Below are 16192 nucleotides of genomic sequence, written 5' to 3'. Positions count from 1 at the left end.
AAGATGTTCACAGGAATCATAGAGGAAGTGGGAAGGATCCGTGCGATTGAGCGCCAGGCAGTCTCGGCACGGCTGACGGTTGCTGCGTCCAAGGTGCTCTCGGATGTTCATCTGGGCGACAGCATTGCGGTCAACGGTGTGTGTCTGACGGTCACGTCATTTGGGAGAGATTATTTCTGTGCGGATGTAATGCATGAGACGCTGAACCGTTCGTCCCTGGGGGCGCTGGGTGTCAAAAGCCCGGTCAATCTGGAGCGGGCGATGCTGGCGGGCGGACGGTTTGGCGGACATATCGTCTCCGGTCACATCGATGGAACTGGAACCATCCGGGATGTGCGCCGGGACGGAAATGCCGTCTGGTATACGATTCAGGTCCCAGAACCGATTCTGCGGCTGATTGTGGAAAAAGGATCGATCGCGATCGACGGAATCAGCCTGACGGTCGCACGGGTGGATCACGTATCATTTTCCGTTTCCATCATCCCGCATACACTGCAGGAGACAGCGCTTGCGTTTAAGAGGGCAGGCGATATCGTCAATCTGGAAAATGACTGCATTGGAAAGTATGTGGCGAAGCTGATGGGAGTAGAAGAAGAGGATAAGGCAGGAAAGGGCATGACAAGAGAATTTCTGCAGCGATATGGATTTTAATAGAGGAGGAGAACAATGAAGCAGTTTGATACAGTTGAAAAGGCTCTGGACGAGCTGAAACAGGGACATTTAATCCTGGTTACGGATGACGAGGATCGCGAAAACGAAGGCGATCTTATCTGCGCGGCAAGTTTTGCCACGACAGAAAATGTCAATTTCATGGCGACGCATGCGAAGGGCTTAATCTGTATGCCGATGAGCGCAGAAATCTGCCGGAAGCTGCAATTCCCACAGATGGTGATGGATAACACGGATAACCATGAGACGGCGTTTACCGTATCGATCGACCATAAAACGACGACCACCGGTATTTCTGCCGAGGAGCGCGGTATTACGGCGCGCGCGTGCGTGGATCCGGACACAAAGCCGGAGGATTTCCGCCGTCCGGGACATATGTTTCCGCTGATGGCGAAGAAAAACGGCATTCTGGAGCGCAACGGTCACACAGAGGCGACGGTAGACCTGATGCGGCTTGCAGGGCTGCCGGAATGCGGTCTGTGCTGCGAGATCATGCGCGAGGATGGAACGATGATGCGGTCGGAAGAATTATTTGCGATGGCAGAACAATGGGGTCTGGCGATGATTTCCATTAAACAGCTGCAGGAGTACCGCAAGAGACATGAAAAGCTGGTCGAGTGTGTGGCAGAGACGCGGATGCCGACGAAATACGGCGAATTCCGCGCGTATGGCTACCTGAATCTCTTAAATGGAGAACACCATGTGGCACTCGTCAAGGGCGATATCGGAGATGGGAAAGATGTACTCTGCCGCGTGCATTCGGAGTGCCTGACCGGCGATGCATTTGGTTCCCTGCGGTGTGACTGCGGACAGCAGCTTGCGTCGGCGATGACCCAGATTGAGAAAGAGGGACGAGGCGTTCTCCTTTATATGCGGCAGGAGGGACGCGGCATCGGGCTTTTAAATAAGCTGCGCGCCTACAAGCTGCAGGATGGCGGCATGGATACGCTGGATGCGAACCTGGCGCTGGGATTTAAGGGCGATCTGCGGGAATACTACATTGGGGCGCAGATTTTAAAGGATCTGGGAATCAAGACGCTGCGTCTTCTGACCAATAACCCGGATAAGGTATATCAGCTTTCGGATTTTGGCATGGAAATCAAGGAGCGCGTGCCGATTCAGATGGAGGCAACGCCGTATGATGGATTTTACCTGAAAACGAAGCAGGCGCGGATGGGACATATTTTGAATTTTAAATAGAAAAAGTGACAGGCGAAAATAGATCGTCGGAAAGGATGGTACTTATGCGTACATTTGAAGGAAACGTAGTAGCGGAAAATAATATGAGGATCGGAATTGTGGCGGCACGATTCAATGAGTTTATCACCTCGAAACTGGTTGCAGGCGCGCAGGATGCGCTGCGTCGTCACAATGTCTCGGAGGAGGATGTAGATGTTGCGTGGGTTCCAGGTGCTTTTGAGATTCCGCTGATTGCGTCGGAGATGGCGAAGTGCGGAAAGTATGATGCGGTGATCTGCGTGGGTGCAGTTATCCGTGGAAGCACAAGCCATTATGATTATGTGTGCAGCGAGGTTTCGAAAGGAATCGCACAGGTTTCTCTGGCAAGCAGCGTGCCGGTTATGTTCGGTGTGCTGACGACGGATACGATCGAGCAGGCGATCGAGAGAGCGGGAACAAAGAGCGGAAATAAGGGATTTGACTGCGCGATGGGAGCAATCGAGATGGTGAATTTGCTGCGGGAGATCCGGAAGTAAAAATAATCAGGTAATCGGGCATCGAAAAAGCCAGGACTGCGGAATGCTGCAGCCCTGGTTTTTTGTCTTAGGAAAATTCGTCCATGCGCCAGGTTTTGGTGTTACCTGTTTTTGTTTGCTATCATGTTACTCTGTTTTCAACAGCCCCTGTTCCGTATAATATTTCTCAGCTCCCGGATGCAGCGGAATAGGAAGCTGGCTGCATATATATTCCGGATCAGATAAGTTACTTAAGGAGGGGTGGGCGCTGATCAGTTCTTCACGGGATTCGTCGAGAATCTTGGTGATGGTGTAGACCAGCTGTTCGTCCATGGATGCGTCCACGCAGAGAAGGCATTTGATTCCGAAGGTTTTCAGTGTCTCGGTTTGTCCCGGATAGGTACCGGCTGGGACGGTGGCGCGGACGTAGAAGGGGCTGGCTGCAAGAATTTTTTGCAGTTCTTCGTCAGTGTACTCCAGCAGGCGGCAGGGCGTCTGGCTGGCCAGGTCGGTCAGGCTGTGGACCGGGATTCCGGCGAAGCTGTGGACGGCGTCGAGTTTACCGTTTAAGACAGAGTCCACGCTGGCGGAGAAGCTGTAGTTTTCAAGGGCAGTGTTGGCAATATTGAGCCCGGCTGCCTTGAGAGCGGTGCGGGCGGAAAGCTCCGTGGTGGATCCTTCTGGTCCGACGGCAATGTGGTGTCCGGCGAGTTCATGAACGTAGGAGATATGCTCGGATTCCGGCGCCATCCAGGTGGACAGGCTTGAATAGACGGCCCCGATCGCCCGCAGGGATTCGACCGGATGACCGGAAAATTCGTCCGTTCCCTGATAGGCGGAAAATGCCACATCGCCGCTGACCAGTCCCATATCAAATTGTCCGTTTTTGATATTTTCCACGTTCGTGTAGGAACCGTTGGAGGCGCTTAAATTGACCTTGAGCTGTTCATCATGTCCGCTTAAAACAGAGGCGATGGCACTGCCAACCGGGTACATGGTTCCGCCGCTGTCGGCAGTTCCGATGGTCAGAACGTGCAGCTCTTCGTCTGCTTCGTTGGGATGGTCGTTGACCCGCGCATCTGCGGAGGTGCTGCCGGAACAGCCGGAAAGTCCGAGCAGGAAGGTAAGAAGCATCATTGGTGCCAATTTTACCAGTTTTTTTATTTTCATAGATCTCACCTTTTCGTAGTTTATCAGTATATAGAAAAAAACGCAGCGGTTCTGTCGAATGCTGCCTTAGCGATTAAAAGAATATTAAAACTCTATAAAAGTATAACATAAAAAACAGTGATAAGACAAGACCAAGGAAGAGGAAAATATAAATGTAACTGTTCACAGGTAGGCACTTTTGGAACCGAAAGTGCCGTAAGAAAACGTGGTGGCAGCAGGAATTTGCCGTATTTAAATGCGAAGCCACGGCAAATTCCGTTACTGGGCACGTATGCGTGAACAGTAACAAAAAAGAGCGTCCGGTTTATGTGGGGGAACCGGACGCTCTTCTTTCAGGTTACATTTTCAATTGAGCTTTAGGTATGTTGTTATATAAAAGATGTCTTATATGAAGTGTTCCTATCTCGTCTCAGTGATTATTTTGTAATCAGGCTGGAGAAGATGGAAAGGAAAATCGGGTTGTAAATATCGTCGATGATAACTGCGAAGGACGGATACAGAACCCAAGCAACGGTGTGCCATCCATACTGATCCATAACGGCTTTCTCGTTTGCTACTGCGTTCGGACCTGAACCACAGCCCCATCCACAGTTACCAGCTGCCATAACAGCTGCACCGTAATCGCGGCCAAATACGTTGAAGGATACGAAGATTGCAAAGAGTGCCATCAGGATAGCCTGTGCAAGGAGGATGATACCCATCTGACCAGCTACCGGAGCCAGCTTTGTGATATCGATGGTCATCAGAACCAGTGCCAGGTAGAGTTCCAGGAACATATGCTCGATAGCGTCGATCTCCGGAACCGGGAATTCGATACCAGCTGCATCCATGATGTTTCTTGCGATAGCACCTGCGAACAGACAGCCGATGAATTTCGGCATCTCGATCATTGGGATGTTGTCTAACAGGCAGTAGATCGGCATACCAAGTGCTGCTACAAGCAGAGACAGGGCAAATGCTTTGATCATACGGGTGTTGTTAAGAACAGCTGCTGAACCTGCTTTTGCGGATTCCGGTCTGTCGTTCGGGTCAGATTTCAGACCGTGACGGGAAATCAGGAAAGCTGCAACCGGGCCACCGATTAAGGAACCCATGATGTTGCCCATAGTACCGGCTGCTACACCGACTGTGGTTGCATCCGGAGCACCCATGTTCTCGAAGATAGGACCAAATGCAGAAGCAGTACCAACACCGCCGGACATAGCTGAGGAAGAACACTGCAGAGCCAGAAGCGGATGAAGACCGATGGCGCTGCCTACCAGGTAACCAACGACATCCTGTAAGGTAATCAGGACACAGGCTGCAACTGCGATTGCGATACAAAGCTTTCCGCCTGCATGCTTTAACATCTTGTAGCTGAAGCCGAAACCTACGCACAGGAAGAATAAGTTCTGGCATAAGTCTTTCACGATTTTTGCATCAAAGGAAAAACCGATGATTCCGGAACCCTTGATGATAGATACAACAACAGAAAAGATGATACCGGAAATAACCGGAGCCGGTATTGCATATTTTCTGAGCAGGGCGCTGTGAGCGACAATCGCGCGTCCTAAGAAGATAACGATGGCTGCGAAACCAAGTGTGGTCAGATACTCGAACTGGAATGTAGCAATCGCACCGTCCGCTGCCGGTGTGTAAGTTCCAAAGTACCCCATAATGTGTTCTAACATAGAACTTCCCTCCATTCTTTTTTAAGAATTTGTTTATTTCTTTTATAAGCAGTTTATAAGATTGAAAAAGGGAAGTCAATTTATGTAATTTTAAATACAGTTTTGTAAGTATTGTAAATAAAAATGACTATAAGAAAGCGACTGCAGTATAGATACGGTTCTATGATGAATCTGTACAGCTGTAGCCGCGAAAAGGCAGGAAAAACCTGTATATTGCTGGAAAACGAAGTGGCTCTTATTTTCCGGAATATCTATATTTAATAGAAGGGCGTCCACCGGTCTGGTAATCGATCATGCTGACCAGTTCGTTGGTTTCAACCAGGTAATTTAAGTACCGCCGGACTGTAATACGGGACAAATGAACCTGTTCCGAAATCTGTTCGCTGGACCAGACCTCCTCCGGATGTTCGGAGAGAAAGAGACGGATCAGTCCAAGGGTGCGTTCATTTAGGCCCTTTGTCAGCGGAGCGCTCTGGGAGGAGACATCCGGGACGGAGAAGAGGCGGTCGATCTCCGCCTGTCCCAGGTCAGAAGCGGACGCCGATGTTTTCAATTCCTCCTGACGTTTCGCAAATCGTTCCAGGGCAGCTTTGAAACGGTCATATTCAAATGGTTTGACGAGATAATCGGTGACGCCGCGGGAAATAAGCCGGCGGACGGTCTCTGCGTCGTTGGCAGAGGTTACCATGATGATCGCAGGGGTCATGCCAGCCGCGTGGAGCTGGTCGATAAATTCGTCACCGTTCATCTGAGGCGTGTAGTAGTCGAGAATAATCAGGTCAACCGTGCAGTTCTGCAGATACTGCAGGGCAAGGATGCCGTTTTTGAAAGTTGCCTCCACGTGAAAAGAGGAGGTCAGCTCGACATACTGTTTATTGATGGATGCAACCATCGGATCATCTTCTATAATAATGACTTTATACATTAGATTCTGTCTCCTTTCGGGTAAATGTCAGGGTGAAGCAGGTGCCCTCGCCAGGCTCTGTGTCGATATCGATGGTTCCGCCGTACTCCTCCATCAGCTCATGAACCAGGAAAAGCCCGGTTCCGCGGTTCTCGCCCTTGGAGGAAACACCTTTTTCGAAAATATGATCGAGCAGCTGTGGCTGTATGCCGTGCCCGGTGTCCTCGCAGGTGATGATGTTGACGTCTGGGCGGCAGTAGATGCCGATGTGGATCTCGCGCGGGCTTTCAGATGCGTTAATGACATCCGGACTGGCGGTGTGATCGTGGCTTAGCTCTTCAATGGCATTTTCCATCAGATTGCCGAGAATGGTGACAAATCCTTCCACCGGGATCAGCAGATCATGGTCGCGGCAGGTGCTGTCGGCGCTGACCTGCAGGCGGATGCCAAGCTCAGCGGCGTGCATCATTTTCCCGATCACAAGCGCACAGATTTTCGGAACGCGGATGCAGTTGGCTGTCTCACGGACGGACTGGCTGGAGACAAGGCTGCTGTTGGTGATAAAATTCATCGCCTGCTGAATCTCCCCGGTCTGTAGGTAGCCGAGAATGATGTGCAGCTTATTTAAAAATTCATGGTTGAACGCGCGCAGCGTGTCCAACATATTGTGGGCGCCGGAAAGCTCGTCGGAGAGACGCAGGAGGTCGGTGCGGTCAAATAAAACGATCAGGACACCCCGGCGCGCCTGTTTGCCGCGTCCATGGATCGGCACCTCCTTGACGATGAGCTGGCGTCCGGCGAAGCTGATGCTCTCGTGCGTTACACTTTCGCCGGTTTTTATAACCTGATCGAAAGCGGTCTGTGGAAACAATTCCTGAATCGTTAAGTGGGTGAGCGGAGGATCGTTTGCAGGACGACCGAGTATCGTGGAAACTTTCTGGTTGGCAAAGAGAATTCTGCCGTCCAGATCGGTTGCGGCAAGTCCCTCGTCGATCATATTCATGACCTCATCCTGGCGGGTATAAATATTGACGAGTTCTTCCGGGTCATATCCCAACAGGGAGTCGCGCAGCAGGGAGAACATTGTGTGCGTCAGGGAAATGCTGACGATCATCATGATCAGGAATATAATTATATAAAAGAACAGCAGACTGCGGTGCTGGGCGGACAGGGTAGCGGTGAACAGGGAAACCATCACAAAACCGACGATCTCTCCGCCGCTGTTTTTTACTGCGTGAAAGGCGCGCCGCTGCATGCCGTGCGTGCCGTAGCCGGTTGTGATATATGGATCGCTTCCTGCCAGAATAGCGTCCTCGTCACCTGCCACGTAGGAATCGCCGGTTTTCAGACGGTTCGTGTGGTAAAAGCGCAGTCCGTTTTTATCACTGATGACGATGACATTGATATCTGGTATATTCGAAGAAAGAGAATCCAGGTCGCGGGTCACGGTGGAATCAGGATAGCCGTTTTCCAGCATGGCGGCGACATCCGGAATTGCAGCAATATAAGAAGCAGTGCCGCTGATCAGCTTGTCCATATCCTTTCGCTGCCTGGAAATATCAAAAAACAGAGTAAAACCAAGTGAGATGAGCACCAGAGTAGCGGAAAGGAGCAGAAAGGATCGGTATAGATTCTGTTCCAGCGCTGATTTTCCTTCCTTTATCTTCATATATAAAACCTCCGGAATTTATTTTAGGAAATGATTTGATCCGGTCTGCAAAATGTGTAAACCAAAACGATGATTAAAGTTATTATAGTAAAAAAAGAAACGATCTGCAAGAAAGTGTGGAGGTTTACAAGGCGCTGGATGGCGAATTGCAAAGTGGCCGGGTTATTGTTCACGGGTAGGCACTTTTGGAACCGAAAGTGCCGTAAGAAAACGTGGTGGCAGCAGGAATTTGCCGTATTCAAATGCGAAGCCACGGAAAAAGGTTGAAAAACAAGAAGAGATCGATTAAAATGAAAATAGTTCGAATTAGAGCATTTGGTTAAAAAATTATGCAAAATTAAGGCTGTCAGCACAAAATTCCATTTAAGATATGACAATCCGTCGAAGTTGTGCGCAGCAAGAGAGAAAATACTGAATATTTGCTGTAAAATTTACAAAAAACCACTTGCTATTTTAGGAAAAGTTGGGTACAATACAAGCAGGGTTGATTAATATTTAACAATCATGAAGATGAATTTCTAGGAGGAATGAGATCATGGCAGTAAAAGTTGCAATTAATGGTTTTGGTCGTATTGGTCGTCTGGCTTTCAGACAGATGTTTGGCGCTGAGGGTTACGAAGTCGTAGCTATCAACGATCTGACAAATCCGAAAATGTTAGCTCACCTGTTAAAGTATGATTCTGCTCAGGGCAGATACGATGGACATACGGTAGAAGCTGGCGAAGATTATATTGTAGTAGATGGCAAGAAGATTACTATCTACGCAAAGGCAAACGCTGCTGAACTTCCGTGGGGCGAGATTGGTGTAGACGTAGTTCTGGAGTGTACCGGATTCTATACATCCAAGGCAAAAGCACAGGCACATATCGATGCAGGCGCTAAGAAAGTCGTTATCTCCGCACCGGCAGGCAATGACCTTCCGACTATCGTATACAATGTAAACCACAAGACACTGAAACCAGAAGATAAGATTATCTCCGCAGCATCCTGTACAACTAACTGCCTGGCTCCGATGGCTAAGGCATTAAACGATTATGCTCCGATTCAGTCCGGTATCATGTCCACCATCCACGCTTACACAGGCGATCAGATGATTCTGGACGGACCGCACAGAAAAGGCGATTTAAGAAGAGCAAGAGCAGGCGCTGTCAACATCGTTCCGAACTCCACCGGTGCTGCAAAAGCGATTGGTCTGGTTATTCCGGAATTAAACGGCAAGCTCATCGGTTCCGCACAGCGTGTTCCGGTTCCGACTGGTTCCACTACTATTCTGACAGCCGTTGTTAAGAAAGCTGACGTTACCAAGGAAGCTATCAACGAGGCTATGAAGGCAGCTCAGACTGAGTCCTTCGGCTACAACGAGGATGAGATCGTTTCTTCCGATATCGTAGGTATCCGCTATGGTTCCCTGTTTGATTCTACACAGACTATGGTATCTCCGATCGGTGATGACTTATATCAGGTACAGGTTGTTTCCTGGTATGACAACGAGAACTCCTACACAAGCCAGATGGTTCGTACAATCAAATACTTCGCAGAGCTGGCATAATTTTATCGATTCGATAGAAAATCATAAGGATTCAAGATGGGTCCGGTCCTCGGTCGGGACCGGACCTGTTTTTTATTCTTTTATAATGTAAAGGAGACAGGATATGCTGAATAAAAAATCCGTGGATGATATCAATGTAAAGGGCAAACGCGTTCTGGTACGCTGTGATTTCAACGTACCGTTAAAAGAAGGAAAGATCACCGATGAAAACCGTCTGGTGGCAGCGCTTCCGACGATCAAAAAACTGATTGCGGACGGCGGAAAGGTAATTCTCTGCTCCCACCTTGGCAAACCGAAGGGAGAGCCGAAGCCGGAGCTGTCTCTGGCACCGGTAGCCGTTCGTCTGTCTGAACTTCTGGGACAGGAAGTGAAATTTGCAGCCGATCCGGAAGTGGTTGGAGCGAACGCAAGGGCAGCCGTTGAGGCGATGAAGGATGGCGAGGTTGTTCTGCTTGAGAACACCCGTTACCGTGCCGAGGAAACCAAGAACGGTGAGGCGTTCAGCAAGGATCTGGCATCCCTGTGTGATGTCTATGTGGACGATGCATTTGGTACTGCACACCGCGCACACTGCTCAAACGTAGGCGTGACCCAGTATGTGGACACCGCAGTAGTTGGTTACCTGATGCAGAAAGAGATCGATTTCCTTGGAAATGCAGTGGATAACCCGGTTCGCCCGTTCGTTGCCATTTTAGGCGGCGCGAAGGTAGCCGATAAATTAAACGTTATCTCCAACCTGCTGGAGAAGTGCGACACGCTGATCATCGGCGGCGGCATGGCATTTACCTTCTTAAAAGCACAGGGCAAGGAGATTGGTAAATCCTTAGTCGATGATACAAAGTTAGATTATTGTCGTGAGATGGTAGAGAAGGCGGCGAAGCTTGGCAAGAAACTGCTCCTTCCGGTTGATGCAGCTGTAGCAGCATCCTTCCCGGATCCGATCGATGCACCGATCGAGGTACAGAATGTATCGGTTGACGCTATCCCGGCTGATACGATGGGACTTGACATAGGACCGGAAACTGCAAAGCTGTATGCAGACACCGTAAAATCTGCTAAGACAGTTGTATGGAACGGACCGATGGGTGTATTTGAGAACCCGACTCTGGCACAGGGTACAATCGCAGTTGCAAAAGCACTGGCAGACACCGAAGCAACCACGATCATCGGCGGCGGCGATTCTGCAGCAGCGGTCAACCAGCTTGGATTTGGCGACAAGATGACCCATATTTCCACCGGCGGCGGCGCTTCCCTGGAATTCTTAGAGGGAAAGGAGCTTCCGGGTGTAGCGGCAGCGAATAATAAATAAATGTTACTGTTTACAGGTAGGCACTTTTGGAACCGAAAGTGCCGTAAGAAAACGTGGTGGCAGCAGGAATTTGCCGTATTTAAATGCGAAGCCACGGCAAATTCCGTTACTGGGCACGTATGCGTGAACAGTAACAAATAAACAAACAGAAAAGAGGAATAGAATAGTCATGGCTAGAAGAAAGATCGTAGCAGGCAACTGGAAAATGAACATGACGCCGTCGGAGGCAGTAGCTCTGGTAGAGCTTCTGAAGCCGCTCGTTGTTTCGGAAGATGTAGACGTTGTATTCTGCGTACCGGCGATTGATATTATCCCGGTTGTAAAAGCGTGCGAGGGAACCAACATCGCAGTTGGCGCTGAAAATATGTATTTCGAGGAGAAAGGTGCTTACACCGGCGAGATTTCCCCGAATATGCTGACCGATGCAGGCGTTAAATACGTGATTATCGGACATTCCGAGCGCAGAGAATATTTTGCAGAGACCGATGAGACGGTCAATAAGAAGGTACTGAAAGCATTTGAGCACGGTCTGACCCCGATCATTTGCTGCGGCGAGACTCTGACCCAGAGAGAGCAGGGCATCACGCTTGACTGGATCCGCCAGCAGATCAAGATCGCATTCCAGAATGTGACCGCAGAGCAGGCAAAGACAGCTGTGATCGCATACGAGCCAATCTGGGCGATCGGTACCGGCAAGGTAGCGACCACCGAGCAGGCTGAGGAAGTGTGCGGCGCGATCCGTGCGTGCATCAAGGAAGTGTACGATGAGGCGACCGCAGAGGCGATCCGCATTCAGTACGGCGGTTCCGTATCTGCAGCATCGGCTCCGGAGCTGTTTGCACAGCCGGATATCGATGGCGGTCTGGTAGGCGGCGCATCCTTAAAGGCAGATTTTGGAAAGATTGTAAATTATAAATAAGAGATGAGCAAAAGGGGGCTGTCGCACGTGTGAGGCGTGGCAGTCCCCTTTTTGCCAGTAAAAAAAGAAGGTGAAGGTTTTGAACTGAAACAATCAAAATTGTTGGTTCATCCGGTTGTTTCAGAAAAAACGGTTCATTTCATGGAAGGAAAGGAAGAAGAAAGAGATGAAAAAAAAGCCAACCGTATTAATGATTCTCGATGGATATGGCATGAGAGATACCTGTGAGCACAATGCCGTGTGTGAGGCGAAGACACCGATCATGGATCAGCTGATGAGCCAGTGCCCGTTTGTGCGCGGCAATGCCAGCGGTCTGGCGGTCGGTCTGCCGGACGGACAGATGGGTAACTCGGAGGTTGGACATTTAAATATGGGTGCCGGACGTATCGTATACCAGGAGCTGACCCGTATCACGAAATCAATCGAGGATGGCGATTTCTTTGAGAATCCGGAATTTCTGGCAGCCGCAGACACCTGCAAGAAAAATGATTCCGCCCTGCATCTGTTCGGACTGGTATCAGACGGCGGCGTTCACAGCCATCTGACTCATTTATTCGGACTTCTGGAGTTCGCAAAACGTCAGGGACTTAAAAAAGTGTATGTGCACTGCTTCCTGGACGGACGTGATACACCGCCGACCTCCGGCAAGGAGTTCGTAGCAGAATTAGAGAAGAAGATGCAGCAGCTTGGCATCGGCGAGGTGGCTTCCGTGATGGGACGCTACTATGCGATGGACCGTGATAAAAACTGGGATCGTGTCCAGAAAGCTTACGATGTGCTGACAAAGGCAGAGGGCGAGAAGGCAGAAAGCGCGTGTGCAGGCATTCAGGCATCCTATGATAAAGAGGTAAACGATGAGTTCGTCGTACCGTTCTATGTAGAGAAGGACGGAAAGCCGGTTGCCACGATTCAGGATGGCGATTCCGTCATTTTCTTCAATTTCCGTCCGGACCGTGCAAGAGAGATCACTCGCGCATTCTGCGATGAGGGATTTACCGGATTTGCGAGAGAGAAGAAGCTTGACCTGACGTTTGTATGCTTTACCGATTACGATGAGACGATCGGGAACAAGCTGATTGCGTTCAAGAAGGAAGAGATTAAGAACACATTTGGAGAGTTCCTGGCGGCGCACCATATGACGCAGGCACGTATCGCCGAGACCGAGAAATATGCACACGTAACATTTTTCTTCAACGGCGGCGTGGAAGAGCCGAACGAGGGCGAGGACCGCATTTTGGTTCCGTCTCCGAAGGAGGTTCCGACCTACGACCTGAAACCGGAGATGAGCGCACCGATCGTGTGCGATAAGCTGGTGGAGGCGATCGAGTCCGGCAAATATGATGTCATCATCATCAATTTTGCAAACCCGGATATGGTAGGTCACACGGGCGTGGAGTCGGCTGCGATCAAGGCGATTGAGACCGTCGATGCCTGCGTAGGACGTGCAGTTGAAGCCATCAAGGCAGCCGGAGGCGTTCTCTTTATCTGCGCCGATCACGGTAATGCAGAGGTGATGGTCGATGAGGCAACCGGCGAGCCGTGGACCGCTCATACGACCAATCAGGTACCGTTTATCCTGGTCGGCGCTGACCCGGCGTACAAGCTGCGCGAGGGCGGACGCCTCTGCGATATTGTGCCGACGCTGATCGAACTGATGGGACTTGAGAAGCCGAAGGAGATGACGGGAGAGTCGCTGTTGGTGAAATAGGGAGAATTTTCGAATATATTAGGAAAGTATAAATATAACCGTCAATAAGAATCGGGAAAACTGCCATAAAGCAAGAAAAGATCATGAACAGAGAAATGGTCGGGGCTTGTTTTGTGGCAGTTTTTTGTTCACAGGTAGGAATTTTCTGAACTGAAAATCCCGTGAAAATCCCGTTACTTCTCTCTTCCATTTCATAAGAAAATAGGATAAAATAAAATCATCTATGTGAACCGCTCGGAGGCTGTTCCAGGGCAGACATTTTTAGAAAAGAAAGTGTTATGCGGAAAGGAAAATAGGATGGCAGCAGATTCACAGGGAAAACAGGAGGAAACAAGCATGAAGGTAGCGGTTGTTACAGACAGCAACAGCGGAATTACACAGGCACAGGCGAAAGAGATGGGCGTATATGTCCTGCCGATGCCGTTTATGATTGATGGAACCGAGTATCTGGAAGATATAAATTTGACACAGAAGGAATTTTATGAGCATCTGAGCGGGGATCACGATGTGAGCACATCCCAGCCGTCCCCGGAGACGATCTTAAATCTCTGGGAAAAACTTTTGGAGGAATACGATGCAGTTGTGCACATCCCGATGTCCAGCGGGCTTTCGAGTTCCTGCCAGACGGCAAAGATGCTGGCAGATGATTTCGACGGAAAAGTGCAGGTGGCGGATAATCACAGGATTTCCGTGACACAGCGCCGTTCGGTGCAGGATGCGCTTGACATGGCGGCAGCCGGCATGGACGCGGAGGCGATTTGCAAAAAGCTGGAAGAGACAGGTTTGGATTCAACTATTTATGTCACGGTTGACACATTAAAATACCTGAAAAAGGGCGGTAGAATCACACCAGCGGCAGCAGCGCTCGGAACACTTCTCCGTTTAAAACCGGTTCTGACGATACAGGGCGAGAAGCTGGACGCATTTGCGAAGGCGCGGACGATGAAACAGGCGCGTTCCATGATGATCACGGCGATCACCCGCGATCTGGAAAATCGGTTTGATGATATGACGGGAGAAAAAACGTATATTGATGTAGCGCATACCGACAATGATGAGATGGCGCAGGAGCTGGCAGCCGAGCTTCGGGAACTTTTCCCGGAGACGGAAGTCCGTGTAGAGCCGCTGTCCTTAAGTGTAGCCTGCCATATCGGACCGGGAGCGCTGGCGATTGCGGCAACGAAGAAGCTTGAAATCGGATCGTTGTTGTGAGAAACGCAGTTACGGAGCAGCATTTCGGGGTTAAAGTTCACAGCCAATGTCAGTAAGTTAAGCAACGCAAAGAGCGTGTGAACTGTAATCGTTCAGGACAGGAACATGAGAAGAATAGCAGAACATAAAAGAAAGATATGGAAAGCGATGGAGCACACGATTGGGATGCGAATCCCGCTGTTCCTTGCCTTTCTGATCCTGACGCTGGTTCCGCTTCTGGTACAGGTTCGTTTTACATCGGGGTATTTTTACCAGAGCCACGTGGAAGAACGGATGGCGGAAGCGCAGAACCGGTGTCTGATTTTAGCAAACAAGATACGCAGCAGTGATTATATCAATGTACTGCTGTCGGGAAATCCAAATCTGGCGCTGGATGCGGAACTTAGTACAACGGCGGATCTGATGAACGGAAGAATCGTGCTGGTGGACGACAGCTTTAAGATTTTGAAAGACACATTTGGTCTTTCCAGAGGGAAAACGCTGGTTGTATCGGATGTGTTAAAGGCATTTGACGGGGAAACTTCCAGCTATCTGAACCAGAAGAAAAAGTATTTCTATGTAGCGCAGCCGATTCAGGCAAAAAGCACGGATGCAGCGCCGATCGATTCGGATGTGGCAGCCGGAAATGGGAAAAATACGGCAGGCGTGCAGGGAGTCCTTCTTCTGATGGCGTCCACGGAAAATTCGGCGCTTTTGCAGGAGAAAATTGTGCATAAGACGGGATTTTTGCAGCTCGTTATGTTCTGTTTTATTCTGATCGCAGATTTATTGGCGGCGGCTTGCCTGCTGAAACCATTCCGCCGCCTGCAGCAGCAGCTCGATATGGTGGCAGAGGGAAATCTGGATCAGGATATTGATGTAAAAACGTACCGGGAGACGCGGGACATTTCGGAGGCAGTCATGCAGACCATCCGGAAACTGAAAAACCTGGATCAGTCGCGTCAGGAGTTTGTTTCCAACGTGTCGCATGAGCTGAAAACACCGCTGACTTCGATAAGAGTGCTGGCGGATTCTCTGATGGGGATGGAGAACGCCCCGGCGGAGCTATATCAGGAGTTTATGCAGGATATTTCGGCGGAGATTGACCGCGAGGGCAAGATTATCGATGATCTGCTGACGTTAGTCAAAATGGATAAATCATCGCCGGATTTGAATATTGCCCAGACTTCGATCAATGGTCTTCTGGAACAGATTTTAAAACGTCTGACCCCGATCGCGAAGCGGCGGAACATTGAGATCACGTATGAGAGCAAGCGGGAAGTATCGGCAGATGTGGACGAGGTAAAGTTGAGCCTGGCACTTTCGAACCTGGTGGAAAATGCCATCAAGTATAACCGCGAAGAGGGAAAAGTCTGGGTGACGCTGGATGCTGACCACAAGTTCTTTTATGTGAAGGTAGAGGATAATGGCGTGGGAATCCCGAAAGAATTCCAAGAGCGCGTATTTGAGCGTTTTTACCGTGTAGATAAGGCGCGCTCACGCGAGACAGGCGGTACCGGGCTGGGGCTTGCGATCACAAAGAATATTATTCTTCTTCACCAGGGCGCGATCCGCCTGAAGAGTGAAGAAGGCAAGGGAGCAACCTTTACGGTGCGGATTCCGTTGAATTATATTCCGTAGACAGCGTGGTTCTGGGCGGTTTAGAGGTTCGAGAGGGTTGCTGGTGCTGCGGTGTTCGAATGTTTCGGTGTTTGAATGCTGCCGTGTTCGAATGTTTCA

At 49.9% G+C, this 16192-nt stretch carries 13 protein-coding genes; 9 read left to right on the top strand and 4 right to left on the bottom strand.

The window, feature by feature from the left end:
- Positions 1-3 precede the first annotated feature (3 nt).
- Genes DW931_RS03715 through ribE form a run of 3 tightly spaced genes read left to right on the top strand, consistent with a single transcriptional unit; the run spans position 4 to position 2384 of the window.
- Entirely contained in the window at positions 4-651 is a 648-nt protein-coding gene (locus DW931_RS03715; protein WP_118467255.1) for a riboflavin synthase, read from the top strand.
- A gap of 15 nt (positions 652-666) precedes the next feature.
- The gene (locus tag DW931_RS03710) at positions 667-1869 is read left to right on the top strand and encodes a bifunctional 3,4-dihydroxy-2-butanone-4-phosphate synthase/GTP cyclohydrolase II (protein WP_107001076.1); all 1203 of its coding nucleotides are present in this window, start codon (positions 667-669) and stop codon (positions 1867-1869) included.
- Between the two features lie 44 nt (positions 1870-1913).
- Complete coding sequence (gene ribE, locus DW931_RS03705) at positions 1914-2384, top strand: 6,7-dimethyl-8-ribityllumazine synthase (protein ID WP_022359479.1); 471 nt, start codon at positions 1914-1916, stop codon at positions 2382-2384.
- Between the two features lie 126 nt (positions 2385-2510).
- Here ribE and DW931_RS03700 read toward each other — a convergent pair whose 3' ends face one another.
- From DW931_RS03700 to DW931_RS03685, 4 genes are all read right to left on the bottom strand, one after another.
- The gene (locus DW931_RS03700) at positions 2511-3533 is read right to left on the bottom strand and encodes a TAXI family TRAP transporter solute-binding subunit (protein ID WP_117795945.1); all 1023 of its coding nucleotides are present in this window, start codon (positions 3531-3533) and stop codon (positions 2511-2513) included.
- Positions 3534-3949: 416 nt separating this feature from the next.
- Positions 3950-5203 carry a sodium/glutamate symporter gene (locus tag DW931_RS03695; RefSeq protein ID WP_107001073.1) on the bottom strand — a complete coding sequence of 418 codons (1254 nt, stop codon included), beginning with the start codon at positions 5201-5203 and terminating at the stop codon, positions 3950-3952.
- Between the two features lie 235 nt (positions 5204-5438).
- On the bottom strand, positions 5439-6128 hold the full coding sequence (locus DW931_RS03690; RefSeq protein ID WP_117795944.1) for a response regulator: 690 nt from the start codon (positions 6126-6128) through the stop codon (positions 5439-5441).
- Complete coding sequence (locus tag DW931_RS03685; RefSeq protein WP_118467257.1) at positions 6121-7776, bottom strand: ATP-binding protein; 1656 nt, start codon at positions 7774-7776, stop codon at positions 6121-6123. Before DW931_RS03685 ends, DW931_RS03690 begins: the two co-directional genes overlap by 8 nt.
- A gap of 535 nt (positions 7777-8311) precedes the next feature.
- On the opposite strand from DW931_RS03685, the gene gap reads away from it, so the two are divergent.
- The 6 genes from gap to DW931_RS03655 all read left to right on the top strand — a co-directional run bounded on the left by gap (position 8312) and on the right by DW931_RS03655 (position 16093).
- Entirely contained in the window at positions 8312-9325 is a 1014-nt protein-coding gene (gene gap / locus DW931_RS03680; protein ID WP_022359484.1) for a type I glyceraldehyde-3-phosphate dehydrogenase, read from the top strand.
- Positions 9326-9428: 103 nt separating this feature from the next.
- Positions 9429-10634 (top strand): phosphoglycerate kinase, encoded by a 1206-nt coding sequence (locus DW931_RS03675; protein WP_118467259.1) that lies wholly within the window; start codon positions 9429-9431, stop codon positions 10632-10634.
- A 169-nt stretch (positions 10635-10803) separates the two neighbouring features.
- On the top strand, positions 10804-11553 hold the full coding sequence (gene tpiA / locus DW931_RS03670) for a triose-phosphate isomerase (RefSeq protein ID WP_022359187.1): 750 nt from the start codon (positions 10804-10806) through the stop codon (positions 11551-11553).
- A gap of 166 nt (positions 11554-11719) precedes the next feature.
- Positions 11720-13261 carry a 2,3-bisphosphoglycerate-independent phosphoglycerate mutase gene (gene gpmI, locus DW931_RS03665; protein WP_118467261.1) on the top strand — a complete coding sequence of 514 codons (1542 nt, stop codon included), beginning with the start codon at positions 11720-11722 and terminating at the stop codon, positions 13259-13261.
- Between the two features lie 336 nt (positions 13262-13597).
- On the top strand, positions 13598-14473 hold the full coding sequence (locus DW931_RS03660; protein ID WP_107001290.1) for a DegV family protein: 876 nt from the start codon (positions 13598-13600) through the stop codon (positions 14471-14473).
- Between the two features lie 105 nt (positions 14474-14578).
- On the top strand, positions 14579-16093 hold the full coding sequence (locus tag DW931_RS03655; protein ID WP_118467263.1) for an ATP-binding protein: 1515 nt from the start codon (positions 14579-14581) through the stop codon (positions 16091-16093).
- Positions 16094-16192: the final 99 nt, after the last annotated feature.

The sequence above is a fragment of the Clostridium sp. AM43-3BH genome (genome assembly GCF_003479985.1).
GTDB lineage: Bacteria > Bacillota > Clostridia > Lachnospirales > Lachnospiraceae > Otoolea > Otoolea fessa.
Note: the sequence above shows the minus strand (reverse complement) of the source record. Positions and strands in the feature narration are given on the sequence as shown.

Excerpts from the sequence above, each read along its gene's own strand:
- DW931_RS03715 (WP_118467255.1), top strand. The coding sequence starts at position 4 with ATGTTCACAGGAATCATAGAGGAAGTGGGAAGGATCCGTGCGATTGAG.
- DW931_RS03710 (WP_107001076.1), top strand. The coding sequence starts at position 667 with ATGAAGCAGTTTGATACAGTTGAAAAGGCTCTGGACGAGCTGAAACAG.
- ribE (WP_022359479.1), top strand. The coding sequence starts at position 1,914 with ATGCGTACATTTGAAGGAAACGTAGTAGCGGAAAATAATATGAGGATC.
- DW931_RS03700 (WP_117795945.1), bottom strand. The coding sequence starts at position 3,533 with ATGAAAATAAAAAAACTGGTAAAATTGGCACCAATGATGCTTCTTACC.
- DW931_RS03695 (WP_107001073.1), bottom strand. The coding sequence starts at position 5,203 with ATGTTAGAACACATTATGGGGTACTTTGGAACTTACACACCGGCAGCG.
- DW931_RS03690 (WP_117795944.1), bottom strand. The coding sequence starts at position 6,128 with ATGTATAAAGTCATTATTATAGAAGATGATCCGATGGTTGCATCCATC.
- DW931_RS03685 (WP_118467257.1), bottom strand. The coding sequence starts at position 7,776 with ATGAAGATAAAGGAAGGAAAATCAGCGCTGGAACAGAATCTATACCGA.
- gap (WP_022359484.1), top strand. The coding sequence starts at position 8,312 with ATGGCAGTAAAAGTTGCAATTAATGGTTTTGGTCGTATTGGTCGTCTG.
- DW931_RS03675 (WP_118467259.1), top strand. The coding sequence starts at position 9,429 with ATGCTGAATAAAAAATCCGTGGATGATATCAATGTAAAGGGCAAACGC.
- tpiA (WP_022359187.1), top strand. The coding sequence starts at position 10,804 with ATGGCTAGAAGAAAGATCGTAGCAGGCAACTGGAAAATGAACATGACG.
- gpmI (WP_118467261.1), top strand. The coding sequence starts at position 11,720 with ATGAAAAAAAAGCCAACCGTATTAATGATTCTCGATGGATATGGCATG.
- DW931_RS03660 (WP_107001290.1), top strand. The coding sequence starts at position 13,598 with ATGAAGGTAGCGGTTGTTACAGACAGCAACAGCGGAATTACACAGGCA.
- DW931_RS03655 (WP_118467263.1), top strand. The coding sequence starts at position 14,579 with ATGAGAAGAATAGCAGAACATAAAAGAAAGATATGGAAAGCGATGGAG.